This window comes from Actinomyces oris (assembly GCF_001553935.1).
In the GTDB taxonomy this organism is placed as follows: domain Bacteria; phylum Actinomycetota; class Actinomycetes; order Actinomycetales; family Actinomycetaceae; genus Actinomyces; species Actinomyces oris_A.
This window is the reverse complement of record NZ_CP014232.1, coordinates 2,023,528-2,042,310: the sequence shown is the minus strand read 5'-3', so window position 1 is coordinate 2,042,310 and position 18,783 is coordinate 2,023,528. Positions and strand designations below refer to the sequence as shown.

Genomic DNA, 18,783 nt, shown 5'->3' with positions numbered 1-18,783 from the left:
CGATCCTCAACCTCGAGGGCCGTTTGCCCTGGTACAGGGCGTCGACCCGCCAGAAACGGCGTCAATACTGAGTTTTTTCACGTTTCGTCAGAGCCCCTATTGGACGTCATGTGCTAGAACTCACATCACACAGCCGTTGCAGGATTCAACTACACACCGATTTTGACGGTTCCCACAAGCGAAAGCGCGTTAGTCTCAGGACATGCACAACCGTCCGACCCCTTCGCTCCCACGTCCCGCCCTGGGCGACCTGTCCGCACGCGCCAACCTCTCTGCGGCGCGCCGGCGCGTCCTGGAGGTCGTGGAGGCTTCTAACGACGCGATGACGGCCGTTCAGGTCGCCAGCGCACTCAACCTGCACCACAACACCGTCCGTGAGCACCTCGACGCCCTGGTTGACGCCGGGTTCGTCACGGTGTCCACCAAGCCGACGGGCAAGCGGGGCCGCCCGGCCCTGCGCTACGCCTCAACGGCCCCCGACCCTCAGCAGATGGTCGACGCCTACCTGCTGCTGCTCGACGCGATCGCCGACACCCTGGGCGAGGGCGAGGACGCCCGCGCCACGGCCCTGGAGATCGGTCGCCGCTGGGCCGAGCTGACCCCCGGCACCATTGCTGAGCCCACGGTCGACGGCGAGCAGGTGGACCGGGTCACCGCCCTCATCCCCTACCTCGCGGTCATGGGCTTCGCCCCAGAGGTCTCCGGAGACACCGTCGTCCTGCGCTCCTGCCCGCTCATCACCCGCAACCACCGGCCGCGTGACCTGGTGTGCACCATGCACGAGGGTTTCCTCCGGGCCGTCGTCGGCCCCGACCCGGCCGCATATGAGCGGCTCAAGTTCCTGCCCAACGGGCCTGACGGATGCCAGATCAGCTCGGCTCAGCCCGTCCACGAGGAGCCGGACCTCAAGATCGTCCACGCCGACGTCGCCTGAGCACGCGGCTGCAACAGCATCACCCGTCCACCACTTCTAGATCGCAAGGCTTCGGCCCCGGGCACAGTCGCCCGGGGCCGAAGCGGCGTTCGGGGGCTGTCCTGACCGCGGCCTGAGGAGCCCCGGGTTCAGGCGCTGACCTCCAGGACGCCGTGAGCTCCCTTCTCCATGTCGGCGAAGGAGTGCGTCACGAACACGTAGTGGCCCGGCTCGGAGGCCACGCACTCGACGAATCCGCCCTGAGCCGGCTGCAGGCCGAGGGCCTGGGAGCCGCCGGACCAGGCGGCCCCGATCCGGTTCGGACCACCCAGGGTCCAGGCCCCCTCGAAGAAGACCTGATCGAACTGCAGTCCGACGGTGTGGAACGACGTCGGAAGTGAGGGGCCGGCGGCCATAACCCAGAAGCGCACGCGCTCGCCGACCTTGGCCTTGAGCGGCTGCTGGTGGTACTGGAAGGCCACCCCGTTGAAGGTCATGAGGTCGGGGGTCTTGGCGGCGATCTTCTCCGTGTTGGGCTCGCCGCCCTCGGGACCGAGGTAGACCTCAGAGGCGACGATGACGTACTCGCGGTCCACGGCCGGCAGCCCCGGTGGATCGATGATGACAGCCCCATGCATGCCGGCGGCCAGGTGCAGGCTCATCGGCGAGGTGGAGCAGTGGTAGAGCCAGATCCCCGAGTGCTGGGCCGTGAAGGTGTAGACGAGGGACTCCCCGGGGTTGATCGAGCGCATCGCCTGATCGGGCGGGGTGATCCCGGCGTGGAAGTCCAGGGAGTGGCTCATCGTGCCATCGTTGACCAGGGTGATCTCGAAGGTGTCCCCCACCTTGCCGCGCAGGACGGGGCCGGGAACCTGCCCATTGAAGGTCAGGCGCCGCTGGGTGACACCGGCGCCGACCGGCATGACCTGCTCCTTGACGGTGAAGGTGTGCCGGTGGGTCATGGGACCGCCGTCGGGACTGGTAGGGGCCGGTGGCAGGGCGGCATCGAAGGCCTTGAAGCCTGCGGGCAGCTGGGCCGCATAGTCGGGAACCGCGTCCTTGCCGGAGCCGGCCTGATTGCTCTGGCCACCGCCGTGCTGGTGATCGCCGTGCTGGTGGCCGGCGGCGGCCGCCCCGCCCGCGGTGACGTGGAAGACCATGCCCTGGGCGCGGTGGCCGGCGATGGAGCACCAGCCCTCGATCGGACCCGCGACGATGCCGGCGTCGAGGGTGCCCTTGGCTCTGGCGGCGATGCGCCCGGTGGTCTGGCCGGTGGCCAGGACGAGGTCGTGGACCTGGTCGGCGGTGTTGTCCAGGGTGATAACGAGCCGGTCGCCGGGGGTGACATCGACCGTGTCCGGCACGAACCGCAGGCCCTCCACCGTGATGGTGGCGTTGACGGTGTTGCCGGTGGGCGTGACGTCCTGGGTGGTTCCGCCCTGACCCCGGTTGCCGATGACGCTGCCGACGACGACGGCCGCTCCGGCGGTGAGCAGCCCCATGAGGACACCGCGGCGGTCGGCGGACTGGAGCAGGCCGCCCGAGGACGAGGCGGCGGTCCCGTCTCCCGCCGCCGGGCCGGCCCCGCCGGTCAGGGGGCGGCGGTTGCGGTCGATGGCGGGGGCGGTACCGGCCGTCACCGCTCGACGGTGGGCGCCCTCGGGCTTACCGGCGCCCGTCGCCGCGCGCCCAGCAGTGTCGCCGGGGGCCTGAGCCGCACTGTCGGCGCCGCTGCGCTCGGTCTCCTGGGAGGCAGCGTCCTGAGAAGGGGCGTTCTCGGAGCCAGCAGTCTCAGGGGCGGCGGCCTCATCAGGGGATGGTGCCTGTGCGTCGGGCGTCTTCGTCATCGGGTTCCCCTTCGGGGCTGGGCGGACCGGTGGCCCGCGGGGTCGGAGGTGGGGTCGGCGTCGGCCGGGGTGCGTAGGGTACGCGGCGGGCGCTTGCGCTGGGAGACCTCGCGCAGGCTGAGCATCATGCCCGCCAGCAGGTAGGAGGTCACCAGCGCGGCCAGGGCGCCGGCGACGACGCGCACCTGCCAGGGCGCCCCCGGGTAGAGCGCCAGCAGGAGGCAGGCGTTGGCGGCGGTGACCCGGTAGGCGGCGAAGCGGTCCATGATCGCGTTGGTGGCCCGGGTGGCCGCGGGGCCGCCTCCGAGCATCACCGGAGTGAGGTAGCTCAGAGCCGCCACGAGGATCTGCAGAGCGAAACCCGCCGCCAGGGGCAGGCGCAGGGAGTGGATGACCTCACGGGCAGCGGCGGCGTCGTCGGCCAGCGACATGCGAGCCCCCAGGACGGCGACGCAGCCGACGAACCAGGCCACCGAGGCCGTGGCGGAGGCCGTGGCGAAGGAGGTCGGCGGGACCCGGCGGGCGGTGCGGTAGGCGGGCACGAGGACTGCGCAGGCGCCGCCGAGGTAGACCAGGGTGCCCAGACCCGCCAGGGGCGGCCACAGCCCACAAGCGGCCACCAGCGCGGTGCCGCCCACGAGATAGGGCAGGCCACGAGTGGTCCAGCGCGGCGCGACCGGCTCCATGGGAGTGCGCAGCATCGTGGGCCACAGGACCGTGAGCGTGCCCAGGACCGTGGTACCCACGAAGCCCAGCAGCATGGTGGTCGTGTGGGCCAGGTAGAAGCCGTCGGCCAGGGCGGAGCGCCCGTGGGCGTTGGACCAGGAGATGAGGAAGCCCAGGAGCGCACCGGTGGCCAGCAGGACCAGGGCGACGGCGTAGTGGAGGGCCAGGGAGGCCAGGCGCGGGGCGATGGCCCTGCGGTACTGCACGGTGATGGCCACGACGCCCGCAATGGCCTGGGCCATGACGATACCCGCCCCGACGAGCGCCACCGCCTGCTGGCCCATGGTGATGCCGGTGAGCACGACGGCGGTGCCGAGGCTGTGTGCGTAGAGGCGCGCGTCCAGGAGGGCCGCACCACCCAGAGCCGGGCGGTGCAGGAGGGTGTCGGCGAAGTGGGCGGACCAGATGGTGATGGCGCTGCCGATCCCGCCCAGGAGCAGGGCATGCAGGGGCAGCCAGGTTCCCCAGGAGACCAGCGGGCCCACGATGGTCAGGGCCGCCAGGACCGCGGCAATGAGCAGCCAGGCCATGACCAGGGCGTTGCGACGTACCTGGGTGGTGCGCCGGGAGGGCTTCTTGCCGGGACGGCCCGGGCCGCTTGCTCGTCCGGGGCCGGGAAGCGAGCCGGGCCGGGGGGTGGACCCGGTACCGGGAGAACCGATGGACAGGCTCATGCGCGGCCCCCTGTCGCCTGCGACGTCGTCGATCCGGATGCCGCGGCCGCATCCGGCGGTCCGAACCGTACCGGCTTGCGGATGCTGCCGGAGGTCAGGACGCGCCCCAGGGTGAGGACCATGAAGACGAGGATCGCCGCCACTCCCACGGCACCGCCGACCTTCCAGACCGCGGAGGCCTCCGCCAGCAGACCGACGACGCGTACCACCAGGCCGGCGTGCAGCAGAACGTAGGGCAGCCACATGAGTCGGTGGTAGGGCAGGGCCCGGTGGACGATCGCGGGGATGATGACCGGGGCATGGGCCAGGATCATGGAGAAGGCGAAGCCCACCGTGATGCAGTGGATGACGATCTCGTAGGCGGCCCCGTTCAGGCCCTGCAGGCCCCACAGCGACCAGACCGCCCCGGCGAGGGCGAGCCACACGTAGCCGGCGAGCATGGAGGCCGCCATGAAGCGCACCCCGCCGCGCAGGCGGATCGTGCGTCGGGCGACGTCGTAGTAGGCCATGACGACGGCCAGTCCCAGCAGGGCCGGGCCGACCACGAGGTGTGAGCCCGGTGCGATGAGAAGCAGGCAGGCGCCCAGGACCGCCGCGCCGGAGAGCGCCTCGACGACGGTCTCCACCATCTCGTCGAGGAAGGCGATGCGGGCCAGCTCCAGGCGCTCGCCGATGATGGTGAGCGTGGGGAAGAGCAGCCACAGCGGGACGACGTCCTCCATGCCGCGCCCACCCAGCCACAGGACGTCCCCCAGCAGGAGGGCGGCCCCGCCCATGGCCTCGACGTCGACGGCGGCGCTGGGGGCACGGCGGTGAACCCGCAGGTAGATGGCGCACAGGACGCCGGCGGCGCCGGTCATGAGTCCCCGGCCGACGACGTCGGGGGCACCGGCCAGGAGGGCCAGGCAGCCCGCGGCACTTCCCAGGGGGGCGAGGAAGGCCCAGGGGGTGCGGGCGGCGACGGCCCGTTCCAGGGCGATGACAGTCCCCAGGAAGCCGACGAGCATGAGGGGGCCGTGGAGCGCCGCCAGCTCGGCCCCGTTGATGGGGGCCGGCAGGTTGAGGCGCAGCAGGGCGGCGTTGAGGCCCATGAGGATGCAGGCGGCGCCCAGGGCCAGGGCCACCAGGCGCGGCGCCACGCGGCTGGTCAGCGCCTGGCTGAGTCGGTCCGTCTCCACGGCCCAACCGTATCCAACGGCGCCGCAAACCCACGCACCACGCACTCACATCGACAAAAACTTCATAGACGACACGGCTCCGCGTCACTTATGAAGTTTCGGTAGGTTTGTATGGGGCTGGCCGCGCCAGCGGAGGTGGCCAGTCGCGCCAGCAGAAGTGGACAGCCGTTCCACTGGCGGTGGACAGTCGTTCCAGCCGGCCCTGCGGTGGTAGTAAGGTCACGCACACCAGTACGAAACACTCCGAAGGAGAGCCCTATGAGCGAGAGCCCCGAGCTGCTGCCCGTCACTGAGAAGAAGTCCAGCTGCGGCTGCCACGAGCACAGCGACGAGCGCCTCACCCTGGACGCGCGCGCCATCCCGCACCGTCTGCGCCACGCTGCGGTCATTGGCGCCGCCTCCTCCCTCAACCCCGGTGAGGGCTTCGACCTGGTGGCCCCGCACGTGCCCACCCCGCTGCTGGCCCAGATCGACCAGCTGCCCTTCACCTTCCAGCACACGCTGCTGGAGCAGTCCGAGGGTTTCGCGCGCGTCGAGATCCTGCGCACCGCCTGAGCGCGACCGGCCGGCGGAAGGCGCCCGCGGTCCCTAGCACTCGGCTTCGGCCATGGGCTCGGGGCCTCAACGGGCCTGGCTCCATACCGTCGGCGCGCTCCCGATATGCTCAACGCATGACGCCAGCACCATTCGATGCCGCGGTCGTCGGCCCGAGCAGGAGCCGTGGAGCCTCCGCGGACCTGCCTATGCCGACGACCCGGCCGGTGCTACCCGACCTGCCCGAACGTCCCGGCCTGTCGGCCCCGGCTGCCGACGGCGTCCCCCAGCAGCTGGTCGACCGCTACGGGCGCACCGTGCGCGACCTGCGCCTGTCCATCACGGACCGCTGCAACCTGCGTTGCACCTACTGCATGCCCGCACAGGGTCTCCAGTGGTTGCCCACCCCGGATCTGCTGACCACCGCCGAGCTCACCCGCCTGGGGCGCATCGCCGTCGAACGACTGGGAGTTGAGCGCATCCGCCTGACCGGTGGCGAGCCGCTCATGCGGCGCGACCTGGAGGAGATCGTCGGTGCACTGTCCGCACTGCGGACCTCGGCCGGGGCCAAGCCGGACATCGCCCTGACTACCAACGGCCTGGGCCTGGAGAAGCGGGCCGCCGGGCTGCGGGCGGCGGGCCTGGACCGCGTCAACATCTCCATCGACTCCCTGGACCCGCAGGACTACGCCGCCATCACTCGCCGCGACCGGCTCGCCGATGTCCTGACCGGGATCGCCGGCGCCCAGGAGGCCGGCCTGGACCCCATCAAGGTCAATGCCGTGGCCGTGCCCGCCACCGTGGAGGAACGCGCGCCACGTCTCCTGGCCGAGTGCCTGCGCCGTGGCTGGCAGCTGCGGTTCATCGAGCACATGCCGCTGGGACCGCGCGAGACCTGGAGCAGCCAGGACGTCGTCGGCGTCGATCAGATCCTGGGGGTGCTGCGGGAGGCCGGATTCACCCTCACCGAGGTGGGCCGCCCGGACCGTCGTCCGGCGGCGCTGTGGCGGGTCGCCGCCGGAAGCGCGTCGGGCCAGGAGCATCCGGCCGGGACGGTGGGCGTCATCGCCTCGGTCACCGCCCCCTTCTGCTCGGACTGCGACCGCACCCGGATCACGGCCGACGGGCGCCTCATGACCTGCCTGTTCTCCAGCACCGAGACCGACCTGCGCGGCCCCATGCGCGCCGGCGCCGACGACGACGAGCTCATCCGCATCTGGGCCGGCGCAACCTGGGGCAAGCCCCGCGCGCACGGCTCGGACAGTCCCCACACCGAGAGCGACGGCTTCGCTCGCCCGCAGCGCACCATGTCGGCCATCGGTGGCTGACCCGATTCCTCAGGAGCCCCCATGACGAACCCCCCCCCCGAGCTGTCGCCCCAGGCGGACGCGCACGCCGGTCAGGCGCAGATCTCTGTGACCCTGCGCTACTTCGCCGCGGCCACTGAGGCCGCCGGGCGCCCCGAGGAGCGCCTGGACCTGCCCGCCGGCACGACACTGGCGGCTCTGCGCGAGCAGCTCTCCGGTCGAGGCCTGGAGATGGCGCGGGTCATCCCGATCTGCAGCTTCCTCGTCAACTCGGTCTCCACCCCGGCGGACTCGCTCACGCCCCTGGCCGACGGCGACGCCGTCGACGTGCTCCCGCCCTTCGCTGGCGGGTGACCACCGCATCGAGCCGGACAGTTGTCGCGTAACCCGACCGTTCTTCCACCAGGCTGCCCGGGACGTTCCAGGCTCGGCGATAAGACGTCAGGCGATGTTGCTCCACTGGCTCGAGCCGTCGGTGAAGGTCTGGCGCTTCCACACGGGCAGGCGCTCCTTGACCTCCTCGACGATCTGGCTGCACACGGCGAAGGCCTCGGCGCGGTGGTCGGAGCTGACGGCGACCGCGAGCGCTGCCTCCCCGACGCCCAGGTCGCCGACGCGGTGGACGACGCCCAGGGCCCGCACCCGCCCCTGCTGAGCCACGTCCTGGGCGATCTGCTCGACGACCTGGCCGGCCGTGGGGTGGCAGGAGTAGCCGATGCCGGTGACGGCGCGCTCGGCGTCGTGGTTGCGGACCACGCCCTCGAAAGTGACGACGGCGCCGGCGGCAGCGTCCTGGACGGCGTCGGCGAGTTCGGTGACGCTGATGGGTGACTCGGTGACCTCGGCACGGACCACGCGGGCCGTGGGAGCCGGGAGCGGCCGGCTGGGCTGGTCGGGACTGGGCGTCACGGGGTCTCCTCGATCGGGGCGGCGGGCTGGGCGTGATCGGATGGTCGGCCGCGAGCATACCCATGTGGGCTTCACCGGCTGAACGGGCATGATAGGCCCCGGACGTTCGGGCACCGGCCCCGCGACCGCCCGCCCTGAGGTCGCAGCCCGCAGGGTACCCGCCGAAGGAAGGACCGCTATGGCGCAGATGATCCCCCTGGAGGACTACGTCTCCCAGGTGCTGGAGACCCTCTCACCCCTGGAGGACGACCGCCTGGAGCTGGGGCGGGCGCACCGCCGGGTGCTGGCCGAGGACGTGACCGCCGCCGTCCCGGTGCCGCCGTGGACGAACTCGGCGATGGACGGCTACGCGGTGCGCGCGAAGGACACGACCGGCGCCTGCCCGCTCACGCCCGTGGTTCTGCCGGTGAGCGGGGACGTTCCGGCCGGCGCCGCACCGCGGCCCCTCGCGGAGGGAACCGCCCAGCGGATCATGACTGGGGCGATGCTGCCTGAGGGCGCGGACGCCGTGGTCAAGGTGGAGGACACCGACCAGGCTCCCGGCCCGCACCCGATTCCCGAGCGCGTCGAGATCCGCGCGGCAGCGACCCCGGGCCTCAGCGTGCGCCGCGCCGGGGAGGACGTGGCCGCGGGTGATCCGGTCATGGCGGCGGGGACGAGGCTGTCGGCGGCGGCCATCTCCGCCCTGGCCTCCGTGGGGCTCGGCTCGGTGCTGGTGCGGCCGCAGGTGCGCGTGGCGGTGGTGTCCACCGGGGCCGAGCTGCGTGACGCCGGCCAGGCGCTGGAGCCCGGGACGATTCCCGACTCCAACTCCCTGCTGCTGGCCGGGCTGGTCACCGAGCACGGGGCCGTGTGCACGAGCGTGGCCCGCAGCGGCGACACGGCCGAGGCCCTGGCTGAGGTCCTACAGCAGGCCGCGGCCGGCGCCGACCTCATCGTCACCTCCGGGGGCGTGTCCGCGGGAGCCTTCGATCCTCTAACGATGCTGGCTCAGGCGCAGCGGGGCGAGGAGGCCCCGGTCCACCTGGACTTCGTCAAGGTGGCCATGCAGCCGGGCAAGCCCCAGGGGCATGGCTGGGTGCTCGCCGACGACGGCCGGCGGGTGCCGATCATCTGCCTGCCGGGCAACCCGGTGAGTGTCCTGGTCTCCTTCACCACGATCGTGGCGCCGGCGCTGGCCCGTCTGGCCGGGCAGGATGCGGCAGGCGGCGCAGAGCTGCTTCCGGGTCGGCCTGTCCTGACGGCGCGCGCGGCGGTGGGCTGGCGGACCCCGCCGGGGCGGCGCCAGCACGTGCCGGTGCGCTTCACCGAGGCCCCCACCGGCTTAGGAGTCAGTTCCGACCTCGGTGACGGTGCGGGCCTGCCCTGGGTGACGCCCACCCACCGGCTGGGCTCCGGCTCGCACCTGGTGGCCTCGCTGCCCGCCGCGCAGGCGCTGGCGGTGGTGGCCGCCGAGGTTGAAGCGGTCGAGGTCGGCGACGAGCTGCCCCTCATCCCGCTGTCCACCTCATCGAGCTCGGCGACCGCCGCCCCTGCAGGTCGCCGTCAAGAGCCCCGGACTGCGCCCACAGGGCGCGGCCCCGTATCCCAGTGAAGGAGCCTGTTATGACTACCCGCCCCGAGATCACCCTCACCCACCTGGATGAGGCGGGAGCCGCCTACATGGTGGATGTCACCGCCAAGACCCCGACCGTGCGCGAGGCCCGCGCCAGTGCCTTCGTGGCCTGCTCGGAGGTGATCGTGGACGCCCTGCGCGGGGGCTCGGTCCCCAAGGGCGACGTGCTCGCCGTGGCCCGCGTGGCCGGGATCGCGGCGACAAAGAAGGTCCCCGAGCTCCTCCCCCTGGCGCATGTCATCGGCGTGCACGGGGCGCGCGTGGACCTGGAGATCGTCGACGGCGGCGTGAGCATCGAGACCACGGTGCGCACGGCCGACCGCACGGGCGTGGAGATGGAGGCACTCACCGCCGCCACCGTGGCGGGACTGGCGATCGTCGACATGGTCAAGGGAGTGGACCGGGGCGTCGAGCTGCGCGAGGCCAAGGTGGTCGCCAAGTCCGGGGGACGCTCAGGGGACTGGGTGCGCGGTGACCGCGGTGACCGCGGTGACGCTGCCTGAGCAGACGGTCGGCGCCATCGTGAGCACCGCGGATGCGGTCGAAGTCGCCGAGGCCCCCGATGGCGCCGAGACCGCCGATGTCATTGTGCTGGCCGGCGGGACCGGGGCTCGGCTGGACGGAGCCTCCAAGCCCGACGTCGTCGCCCGGGGGCTGCGCCTGCTCGACCACGTGCTGGCCGGCCTGGAGCAGCTTCGCGAACAGGGCCTTCCGCTCGGGCGCGTGTGCGTTGTCGCACCGCCGGAGGTCGCACTGCCGTGCGGCGTCCTGCGGGCGCTGGAGGACCCTCCCCTGGGAGGACCCGTCGCCGGGATCGCGGCCGGGCTGGATGTCCTAGGACGGAGCGCCCCGGTTGCGGGACTGGCCGGGATCCTCACCTGCGACGCGCCCTTGTCCTGGAGGGCGCTGCCGGCCCTGCACCGGGCGCTGGCGCAGACCGAGCCGGAGCTGGACGGGGTCTGCGCCCGCGACGGCGAGCACACCCAGTACCTGCTGGGCCTCTACCGCCGCCGAGCACTGGCCGCAGCCGTCGCCCCGGGCGGCACACCTCTGCGGGACACGGCTGTGCGCCGGGCACTCGGGACGCTCCGCGTCAAGGCCATCCCCACGGCTCGCGATGTCGTGCGGGATCTGGACACCTGGGCCGAGGTCCATTCCTGGGACTCGGGCCGCTCCGAGTAGCAGCCCGGCTCAATCCGAATCGCTCAGTAGTGCTCGAGCGTGCTCAGTGGTCGCCGCCGCCGAGCTGCTCCAGGACATGGGGCACCAGGGGGCCGACGACGGCAACGGTGTCCTTGACCCCACCGCGCGAGCCGGGGGCGTTGACGACCAGGGCGCCCTCGGCGCCGCGAGAGGTCACGCCTACCAGCCCGCGGGACAGTCCCGCCAGCGGTGTCTTGGTCAGCCCGTGGGCGCGGATCTGCGCCTCGATGCCCTCGATGCGGGTCTCCAGCAGTGGTGCCGTCGCCTCCGGGGTGAGGTCCCGAGGGGTCACCCCGGTACCGCCGGTGGTCAGGACCACCCGGGCGCCGCCGGCCACCGCCCGCCTGATCGCCTCACGCACCGGCTCAACACCGTCGGGCACGAGGTCCACCTTCTCGACGACGACGTCGTGCTCAGCCAGGAGGCGCTGGGCCAGCGGGCCGGAGAGGTCCTCTCTCTCACCGCTGACGCAGCGGTCGGAGACGGTGATGACGGCGCCTTTGACGGGCTCGGGCAGGGCCGCCAGGCCCTTCTGGACGATGGGGGTCTCACTCATGGACCCACCGTAGTCCGCCTACACCCCGCGCGGCTCCTCCGTCTCCCACCCGGAGTTTCAAGGGCAACACGTCCCGATCCAACCGACAACCTCAATTAGGCAACTAATGTTGAACCTAATTCACCGCCCTTAGTCACCTCTGAGATGTCGGTTTCGCCTCGTATTGCTCAGACATTCGTCCCTTGCATGAAGATCTGACCAACTCAATGCATCATTGATCGCGGTGTGAGTCCGCAGGCTTTCACCGACCCTCTCCAAACAGTCTCAGGTCCAGGGCGCTGTCGCCCAGCGGACCGAGCCCCACAACAGCAGGAGCCCTATGTCCACGCTCGACACCTCCGGTCGCGTCCTCACAGGGTGGAACCCCGAGGAACCGGAGAACTGGTCCGCGAAGATCGCCTGGACCACACTGATCGTCTCGACCTACTCGATGATCCTGGCCTTCTGCGTCTGGCTCCTTCCCAGCGCGATCGCCCCCAAGCTCACCGAGATCGGCTTCAAGCTCACCGAGAGCCAGCTGTACTGGCTCGCCGCCATGCCCGGCCTGTCCTGCGGCCTGATCCGCCTCATCTACATGTTCCTGCCGCCGATCGTCGGCACCCGCAAGCTCGTCGCATGGTCGTCCCTGCTCTACGCTCTGCCGATGCTCGGCTGGTTCTTCGCGGTGCAGAGCACTGAGACGAGCTTCGGGACACTGCTCGCCCTGGCCTTCGCCTGCGGGATCGGGGGCGGCTCGTTCTCCGGCTACATGCCCTCGACCGGTTACTTCTTCCCCAAGCGGCTGACCGGTACCGCCCTGGGGATCCAGGCGGGCGTCGGGAACATGGGAATGAGTATCATCCAGCTGCTGAGCCCCTGGCTCATGGGTTTCGGTCTGCTGGGCATCACCTGGATCGCCCCCCAGCACGCCGGCAGCGGCCAGGTCTGGGTCCACAACGTGGCCGTCTTCTTCATCCCGTGGACCATCGTGGCCGCGCTTCTCGCCTTCGCCCTGCTCAAGGACGTCCCGGTCAAGGCCAACATCCGCCAGCAGATCGACATCTTCACCAACCCCGACACCTGGTACATGACGCTCATGTACGTGGCGACCTTCGGCCTGTTCTCCGGGTTCGCCGCACAGTTCGGACTCCTCATCAAGAACACCTACGGGCCTGGCTCGCCCCTGGCCGAGCACTTCGACAAGTCACTTCTGCCCCTGGGGGCGACTTACGCCTTCCTCGGGCCACTGATCGGGTCGGTGGTCCGAATGCTGTGGGGGCCCCTGTGCGACCGCTTCGGCGGGGCCATCTGGACCTTCATCTCCATCATCGGAATGGGTGCCACGCTGGCCGTCACCACCTTCTACCTCCATCCGACCGATCCGGCGCAGTTCCCCGGGTTCCTGTGGTCCATGCTGGCGATGTTCTTCTTCTCCGGCCTGGGCAACGCCGGCACCTTCAAGCAGATGCCAATGATCATGCCTAAGCGGCAGGCCGGCGGCGCCATCGGCTTCACGGCTGCCGTTGCCAGCCTGGGCCCCTTCATCGTCGGCGTCGCCATCGCCTCCCTGGGCACCACCGCCTGGTTCTGGATCTCGGTCGCCTACTGCGCCGTGTGCGCGGTCATCTGCTGGATGCGCTATGCCCGACCGGGAGCCCCGTTCCCGGGCTGAGTTCCAGGATCCGGCGTCCGCCCGGGCCACCCATAACCGACTGACGGGGACAACGGCGCGGCGGCTAACGGCTCGCCCGCCTGCCCCGTCGGGGGCGCTCGGTGCCCGTCCGGTCGCCATCGGCCCGCCGGACCGCCGCGCCCCCACGCTGAACACCGATGAACACAAACACAACATTGACCACCCATCAGCTTCACGGACCGAAGGACCATTGATGAGCACCACCGGCTCCCAGACCACCGGCCCCGGGATCGTCCCTGGGCCCGACCAGCAGGTCGAGAACGCCCCCGGACTGCTCACGCTGGGCTCGTACCTGCGTCGAGGGCAAGCCTCTGCCGACGCCCGCCGCCTGTTCCTCACCGGAGGGCGCGAGGCCGACACCTTCTACCGCCACCGGTGGAGCCACGACAAGATGGTCCACTCCACCCACGGGGTCAACTGCACCGGGTCGTGCGCCTGGGAGGTCTACGTCTCCGACGGCATCATCACCTGGGAGAAGCAGATCACCGACTACCCCACCACGGGGCCGGACATGCCCGAGTACGAGCCCCGCGGCTGCCCGCGTGGCGCGGCCTTCTCCTGGTACACCTACTCCCCCACGCGCATCCGCTACCCCTACGTGCGCTCGGTCCTGCTGGATGCCTTCCGCGCCGCGAAGGCCGACAACGACGGCGACCCGGTCGCCGCCTGGGCGCAGGTCACCGGTGACCCCGCCACCGCCAAGGCCTACAAGTCCGCCCGAGGCAAGGGCGGCATGGTCCGCGTGGGCTGGGACGAGGCCATGGAGATCGTCGCGGCCGCCTACGTCCACACCATCCGCGCCTGGGGCCCGGACCGCATCGCCGGCTTCAGCGTCATCCCGGCCATGTCCCAGGTCTCCTACGGAGCCGGCGGCCGCCTCCACGAGCTCATCGGCGGCACGATGCTCTCCTTCTACGACTGGTACGCCGACCTGCCGCCGGCCTCACCCCAGGTCTTCGGGGACCAGACCGACGTCCCCGAGGCCGGCGACTGGTACAACTCCCAGTACCTCATGATGTGGGGCTCCAACCTGCCGCTGACCCGTACCCCGGACGCCCACTTCATGACCGAGGCCCGCTACCACGGGCAGAAGGTCGTGGCCGTCTCCCCCGACTACGCCGACAACACCAAGTTCGCCGACCAGTGGCTGCGCGTGGCTCCGGGTACTGACGGTGCCCTGGCCCAGGCAATGGGTCACGTCATCCTCTCCGAGTTCCACGTCAAGCGCGAGGAGTCCTTCTTCCTGGACTACATGCGCCGTCACACCGACTCCCCCTTCCTCATCAGTCTGGACCCCTCCCCCGACGGCACCGGCTACGTGCCCGGGCGCTTCGTGACGGCCTCCGACGTCAACGGCGTCGCCACCGGCGCCCCGAAGAACGAGTTCCGCCCCCTCGTGTGGGACCGCGAGCGCGGCCCGGCCGACCCCGGCGGCACCCTGGCCGACCGCTTCACCCCCGAGGGTGAGGGCAAGTGGAACCTGCTCATGGAGGGTGTCGACCCGGTCATGAGCATTCTGGACCTGCACGGCGAGGGCCCCCAGGTCCAGGCCGCCGAGGTCCTCCTGCCCCGCTTCGACCTGCCCGGCTCCTCCACCCCCGAGGGCTCCGTGGGCGGCGGCGTCGTGCGCCGCGGCGTGCCGGTCACCCGCATCGGGGACCGCATGGTCACCACCGTCTACGACCTGCTCCTGGCCCAGTACGCCGTCGAGCGCCCGTCCATGCCGGGCGAGTGGCCCGCGGACTACCAGGACGCCACCGTCCCGGGCACACCCGCCTGGGCCAGCGAGATCACCGGTGTTCCCGGCCCCGCCATCATCCAGGTGGCGCGCGACTTCGCCCTCAACGCCGTGGAGTCCGGCGGCCGCTCCCAGATCGTCATGGGCGCGGGCATCAACCACTACTACCACGCCGACCAGATCTACCGGACGATCCTGGCGCTGACCTCTATGTGCGCCACCCAGGGCGTCAACGGCGGCGGCTGGGCCCACTACGTGGGTCAGGAGAAGGTCCGCCCGCTCAGCGGCTTCCAGCAGTACGCCTTCGCCCTGGACTGGCACCGCCCGGCCCGGCAGATGATCGCCACGGGCTTCTGGTACCTCACCACCGACCAGTGGCGCTACGACACCACCTCCGCCGAGCGCCTGGCCTCCCCGCTGGGACCGGGCACCCTGGCGGGTAAGACCACGACCGACACGATGGTCGAGGCCATGAAGCGCGGGTGGACGCCCTCCTACCCGACCTTCAACCGCAGCCCGCTGCTCCTGGGCCAGCAGGCCGCCGAGGCTGGCATGGACCCCAAGGACTACGTCGTCGAGCAGCTGCGCTCCGGTGAGCTGCGCTTCGCCTGCGAGGACCCCGATGCCCCGGAGAACTTCCCGCGCATCCTGTGCTCGTGGCGTACGAACCTGCTGGGCAGCTCGGCCAAGGGCACGGAGTTCTTCCTGCGCCACATGGTGGGTGCGGACAACGACGTCAACGCCGTCGAGAACCCGCCCGAGCAGCGTCCCGCCTCGGTGACCTGGCGCGACGAGGCCCCCACCGGCAAGCTCGACCTCATGTGGACCGCGGACTTCCGCAACACCTCCACCACCCTGCACTCCGACGTCGTCCTGCCGGCGGCCACCTGGTACGAGAAGCACGACATCTCCTCGACCGACATGCACCCCTTCGTGCACTCCTTCAACGCGGCCATCGACCCGCCCTGGGAGGCGCGCACCGACTTCCAGGTCTTCCAGACCCTGGCCGGGCTCATCTCCGCCTGGGCGCCGCGCTACCTGGGCACCCAGACCGACGTCGTCGCCGCGCCCCTGACGCACGACACCCCCGACGCCCTGACGATGGCGCACGGTGACGTGTCCTCCCTGCCCCAGGAGTGGGTGCCGGGAGTGACGATGCCCAAGCTGGTGCCCACCGAGCGCGACTACACCCAGATCCGGGCCAAGTTCGATGCCCTGGGCCCCCTGGCCGAGAAGCTGGGGATTCCCTGCAAGGGCATCATGCTCAAGCCGGGTCCGGAGGTGGAGCGCCTGGCCCGCAACCACGGGGTCTCCTCCGACGGCGTGGCCGCCGGCCGGCCGCTGCTCGACACCGATATCCGCGCCGCCGACGCCATCTTTACGCTGTCGGGCACCACCAATGGGCGCATCGCCACCGAGGGCTGGGACACGCTGTCCAAGCGCACCGGCACCACGTTGGTCGAGCTCAGCGAGGAGGAGGCAGGCAAGCACATCTCCTTCGCCGACACTCAGGTCAAGCCCCAGGGAGTCATCACCTCCCCGGAGTGGTCCGGCTCCGAGCACGGCGGACGGCGCTACTCGGCCTTCGTGGTCAACGTGGAGCATGCCAAGCCCTGGCACACCCTGACCGGGCGCATGCACTACTACCTCGATCACGACTGGATGCGGGACATGGGCGAGTCCCTGCCAATCTTCCGGCCACCACTGGACTTCCACGCCCTGTACGGGGAGGCCGCGCCGGGCTCGGTGTCCACGAGCCAGGCGGGCACGGCGGAGGTCGCGGTGCGCTACATCACCGCGCACAACAAGTGGGCGATCCATTCGCAGTACTTCGACAACCTGCACATGCTCACGCTGGGACGCGGGGGCCAGACCATCTGGATGAGCCCCCAGGACGCCGACAAGATCGGTGTCAAGGACAACGAGTGGGTCGAGGCCTACAACCGCAATGGCATCGTGGCGGCGCGCGCCATTGTCTCCCACCGCATCCCCGAGGGCATGGTCTTCATGCACCACGCCCAGGAGCGCACCATGAACACCCCGCTGACTGAGACCAGCGGCAGGCGAGGCGGGACGCACAACTCCCTGACCCGGATCGTGCTCAAGCCCAGCCACTTCGCAGGCGGCTACGGGCAGCTGTCCTACGCCTTCAACTACATCGGCCCCACGGGCAACAACCGCGACGAGGTCACGCTTATCCGTCGCCGCAGCAACCAGGAGGTGACTTTCTGATGAAGGTCATGGCCCAGATCGCAATGGTGATGAACCTCGACAAGTGCATCGGCTGCCACACCTGTTCAGTGACCTGCAAGCAGGCCTGGACCAACCGCGAGGGCACCGAGTACATGTGGTTCAACAACGTCGAGACCCGCCCTGGTGTCGGCTACCCCAAGGGCTGGGAGGACCAGGACACCTGGCGCGGCGGCTGGGAGCGCACGGCCTCGGGCCGCCTGCGGCCCCGCTCGGGCGGGCGCCTGCGCCGCCTGGTCAACATCTTCGCCAACCCGGAGATGCCCACGGTCGAGGACTACTACGAGCCGTGGACCTACGAGTACGACAAGCTGCTCTCGGCCCCCAAGGACTCCCCTGCGATTCCGGTGGCGCGCGCCAAGAGCCAGCTGACCGGCGAGTACATGCCCACCATCAAGTGGGGTCCCAACTGGGATGACGACCTGGGCGGGTCCATGGAGACCCTCCAGCAGGACCCGATCATCGAGGCGATGAGCACGAAGGTGCGCACCGACATCGAGTCGGCCTTCATGTTCTACCTGCCGCGCATCTGCGAGCACTGCCTCAACCCCACCTGCGTGTCCGCCTGCCCGTCGGGCGCCATGTACAAGCGCACTGAGGACGGCATCGTCCTGGTGGACCAGGACGCCTGCCGCGGCTGGCGCATGTGTGTGTCCTCCTGCCCTTACAAGAAGGTCTACTTCAACCACGCCACCGGCAAGGCCGAGAAGTGCACCCTGTGCTACCCGCGCCTGGAGATAGGCCAGCCCACCGTGTGCTCGGAGACCTGCGTGGGCCGCCTGCGCTACCTGGGCGTCCTCCTCTACGACGCCGATCGCGTCTCGCAGGCCGCCGCCGTCAAGGACCCGCAGGACCTGTACATGGCCCAGCGCGAGATCCTCCTCAACCCCCACGACCCCGAGGTCGTGGCGGGCGCGCGCGCCGAGGGCGTGCCGGACAACTGGATCGAGGCGGCTCAGGCCTCCCCCATCTGGGACCTCATCGACACCTATGAGGTGGCCCTGCCCCTGCACCCCGAGTACCGCACCATGCCGATGGTCTGGTACATCCCGCCGCTCTCCCCGGTCGTTGACGAGGTCGCGGCCGCCGGACTGGACGGTGAGAACTACAAGGTGCTGCTCACGGCTGTCTCCGACATGCGCATTCCGCTGGAGTACCTGGCGGGCCTGTTCACGGCCGGTGACACCAACACGGTCGAGCTCGTGCTGCGGCGCCTGGCCGCGATGCGCTCCCACATGCGCGACGTGCGCCTGGGCCGCGAGCCCGACCCGGCCATCGCCGCCGCCGTGGGCCTGGACGGCAAGAAGCTGGAGGCCATGTACCGGCTGCTGGCCATCGCCAAGTACGACGACCGCTACGTCATCCCCACCGCCAAGCCCGAGGTCCCCCGCGGCATGGAGTCCATGGGCAACGACGTCATGACCCTTCTGGGTGAGGGGGCCCCGGCCGGGTGCCACCCCGACGTCGCCTCCTTCCACGGCCAGGGCGGCGGCGCTATGAACGGCGGCCCGGTGAGCCTGCCGCTGCCGACCGTGCGCCGCGAGCCGGTGCCGGCCGCCGGCCCGGGCATGCCGCAGGTCGGTGTTCCTGAGCCGGTGGGTCAGGCCCCGGCGGCCGACTCCTCGACCGGCCCCGCGGTCGCAGCCCCCAGGGACCTCTGA

15 protein-coding genes are annotated in these 18,783 nt (G+C 70.7%); 10 read left to right on the top strand and 5 right to left on the bottom strand.

The annotated features are described in order from the left end of the window. Positions 1-202: 202 nt before the first annotated feature. The gene (locus tag AXE84_RS08245) at positions 203-934 is read left to right on the top strand and encodes a helix-turn-helix transcriptional regulator (protein WP_010613371.1); all 732 of its coding nucleotides are present in this window, start codon (positions 203-205) and stop codon (positions 932-934) included. Positions 935-1,062: 128 nt separating this feature from the next. On the opposite strand, the gene AXE84_RS08240 is transcribed toward AXE84_RS08245, so the two are convergent. Genes AXE84_RS08240 through AXE84_RS08230 form a run of 3 tightly spaced genes read right to left on the bottom strand, consistent with a single transcriptional unit; the run spans position 1,063 to position 5,338 of the window. After that, positions 1,063-2,760 carry a multicopper oxidase domain-containing protein gene (locus AXE84_RS08240; RefSeq protein ID WP_060957531.1) on the bottom strand — a complete coding sequence of 566 codons (1,698 nt, stop codon included), beginning with the start codon at positions 2,758-2,760 and terminating at the stop codon, positions 1,063-1,065. Further along, complete coding sequence (locus tag AXE84_RS08235; RefSeq protein ID WP_060957530.1) at positions 2,757-4,160, bottom strand: hypothetical protein; 1,404 nt, start codon at positions 4,158-4,160, stop codon at positions 2,757-2,759. Before AXE84_RS08235 ends, AXE84_RS08240 begins: the two co-directional genes overlap by 4 nt. Beyond that, positions 4,157-5,338: a hypothetical protein gene (locus AXE84_RS08230; protein ID WP_060957529.1), complete on the bottom strand. Its 1,182-nt coding sequence runs from the start codon at positions 5,336-5,338 to the stop codon at positions 4,157-4,159. Before AXE84_RS08230 ends, AXE84_RS08235 begins: the two co-directional genes overlap by 4 nt. 258 nt (positions 5,339-5,596) lie before the next feature. Here AXE84_RS08230 and AXE84_RS08225 point away from each other — a divergent pair, with 258 nt between their 5' ends. The 3 genes from AXE84_RS08225 (at position 5,597) to AXE84_RS08215 (ending at position 7,533) form a co-directional block, all read left to right on the top strand. Next, a complete protein-coding gene (locus AXE84_RS08225; RefSeq protein ID WP_003785642.1) occupies positions 5,597-5,893 on the top strand; it encodes a DUF2249 domain-containing protein in 297 nt (98 codons plus the stop codon). Positions 5,894-6,009: 116 nt separating this feature from the next. Beyond that, positions 6,010-7,200 carry a GTP 3',8-cyclase MoaA gene (gene moaA / locus AXE84_RS08220; protein ID WP_060957528.1) on the top strand — a complete coding sequence of 397 codons (1,191 nt, stop codon included), beginning with the start codon at positions 6,010-6,012 and terminating at the stop codon, positions 7,198-7,200. Between the two features lie 21 nt (positions 7,201-7,221). Next, on the top strand, positions 7,222-7,533 hold the full coding sequence (locus AXE84_RS08215; RefSeq protein ID WP_060957527.1) for a MoaD/ThiS family protein: 312 nt from the start codon (positions 7,222-7,224) through the stop codon (positions 7,531-7,533). Positions 7,534-7,620: 87 nt separating this feature from the next. Here AXE84_RS08215 and AXE84_RS08210 read toward each other — a convergent pair whose 3' ends face one another. Then, a complete protein-coding gene (locus AXE84_RS08210) occupies positions 7,621-8,088 on the bottom strand; it encodes a molybdenum cofactor biosynthesis protein MoaE (protein WP_236750031.1) in 468 nt (155 codons plus the stop codon). 178 nt (positions 8,089-8,266) lie between these two features. On the opposite strand from AXE84_RS08210, the gene glp reads away from it, so the two are divergent. Genes glp through mobA form a run of 3 tightly spaced genes read left to right on the top strand, consistent with a single transcriptional unit; the run spans position 8,267 to position 10,885 of the window. Then, positions 8,267-9,682, top strand: coding sequence for a gephyrin-like molybdotransferase Glp (glp, locus tag AXE84_RS08205; RefSeq protein ID WP_236750030.1), 1,416 nt, complete (start codon positions 8,267-8,269; stop codon positions 9,680-9,682). Between the two features lie 11 nt (positions 9,683-9,693). Next, positions 9,694-10,206 carry a cyclic pyranopterin monophosphate synthase MoaC gene (gene moaC, locus AXE84_RS08200; RefSeq protein ID WP_060957526.1) on the top strand — a complete coding sequence of 171 codons (513 nt, stop codon included), beginning with the start codon at positions 9,694-9,696 and terminating at the stop codon, positions 10,204-10,206. A 19-nt stretch (positions 10,207-10,225) separates the two neighbouring features. Then, entirely contained in the window at positions 10,226-10,885 is a 660-nt protein-coding gene (gene mobA, locus AXE84_RS08195; protein WP_081093197.1) for a molybdenum cofactor guanylyltransferase, read from the top strand. A gap of 43 nt (positions 10,886-10,928) precedes the next feature. Here mobA and AXE84_RS08190 read toward each other — a convergent pair whose 3' ends face one another. Next, complete coding sequence (locus AXE84_RS08190) at positions 10,929-11,462, bottom strand: MogA/MoaB family molybdenum cofactor biosynthesis protein (protein ID WP_060957525.1); 534 nt, start codon at positions 11,460-11,462, stop codon at positions 10,929-10,931. Positions 11,463-11,781: 319 nt separating this feature from the next. On the opposite strand from AXE84_RS08190, the gene AXE84_RS08185 reads away from it, so the two are divergent. From AXE84_RS08185 to narH, 3 genes are all read left to right on the top strand, one after another. Continuing rightward, positions 11,782-13,113: an MFS transporter gene (locus AXE84_RS08185; RefSeq protein ID WP_010614245.1), complete on the top strand. Its 1,332-nt coding sequence runs from the start codon at positions 11,782-11,784 to the stop codon at positions 13,111-13,113. Positions 13,114-13,327: 214 nt separating this feature from the next. Then, the gene (locus tag AXE84_RS08180) at positions 13,328-17,104 is read left to right on the top strand and encodes a nitrate reductase subunit alpha (RefSeq protein ID WP_060957524.1); all 3,777 of its coding nucleotides are present in this window, start codon (positions 13,328-13,330) and stop codon (positions 17,102-17,104) included. Next, positions 17,104-18,783 carry a nitrate reductase subunit beta gene (narH, locus tag AXE84_RS08175; RefSeq protein ID WP_060957523.1) on the top strand — a complete coding sequence of 560 codons (1,680 nt, stop codon included), beginning with the start codon at positions 17,104-17,106 and terminating at the stop codon, positions 18,781-18,783. The genes AXE84_RS08180 and narH overlap by 1 nt, the downstream gene beginning before the upstream one ends.

What these genes read in the sequence shown, in the direction of transcription:
- AXE84_RS08190 (WP_060957525.1), bottom strand. Translation starts at nt 11,462, where the DNA reads ATGAGTGAGACCCCCATCGTCCAGAAGGGCCTGGCGGCCCTGCCCGAG.
- glp (WP_236750030.1), top strand. Translation starts at nt 8,267, where the DNA reads ATGGCGCAGATGATCCCCCTGGAGGACTACGTCTCCCAGGTGCTGGAG.
- AXE84_RS08225 (WP_003785642.1), top strand. Translation starts at nt 5,597, where the DNA reads ATGAGCGAGAGCCCCGAGCTGCTGCCCGTCACTGAGAAGAAGTCCAGC.
- AXE84_RS08180 (WP_060957524.1), top strand. Translation starts at nt 13,328, where the DNA reads ATGAGCACCACCGGCTCCCAGACCACCGGCCCCGGGATCGTCCCTGGG.
- narH (WP_060957523.1), top strand. Translation starts at nt 17,104, where the DNA reads ATGAAGGTCATGGCCCAGATCGCAATGGTGATGAACCTCGACAAGTGC.
- AXE84_RS08240 (WP_060957531.1), bottom strand. Translation starts at nt 2,760, where the DNA reads ATGACGAAGACGCCCGACGCACAGGCACCATCCCCTGATGAGGCCGCC.
- AXE84_RS08215 (WP_060957527.1), top strand. Translation starts at nt 7,222, where the DNA reads ATGACGAACCCCCCCCCCGAGCTGTCGCCCCAGGCGGACGCGCACGCC.
- AXE84_RS08245 (WP_010613371.1), top strand. Translation starts at nt 203, where the DNA reads ATGCACAACCGTCCGACCCCTTCGCTCCCACGTCCCGCCCTGGGCGAC.
- AXE84_RS08235 (WP_060957530.1), bottom strand. Translation starts at nt 4,160, where the DNA reads ATGAGCCTGTCCATCGGTTCTCCCGGTACCGGGTCCACCCCCCGGCCC.
- moaA (WP_060957528.1), top strand. Translation starts at nt 6,010, where the DNA reads ATGACGCCAGCACCATTCGATGCCGCGGTCGTCGGCCCGAGCAGGAGC.
- AXE84_RS08185 (WP_010614245.1), top strand. Translation starts at nt 11,782, where the DNA reads ATGTCCACGCTCGACACCTCCGGTCGCGTCCTCACAGGGTGGAACCCC.
- moaC (WP_060957526.1), top strand. Translation starts at nt 9,694, where the DNA reads ATGACTACCCGCCCCGAGATCACCCTCACCCACCTGGATGAGGCGGGA.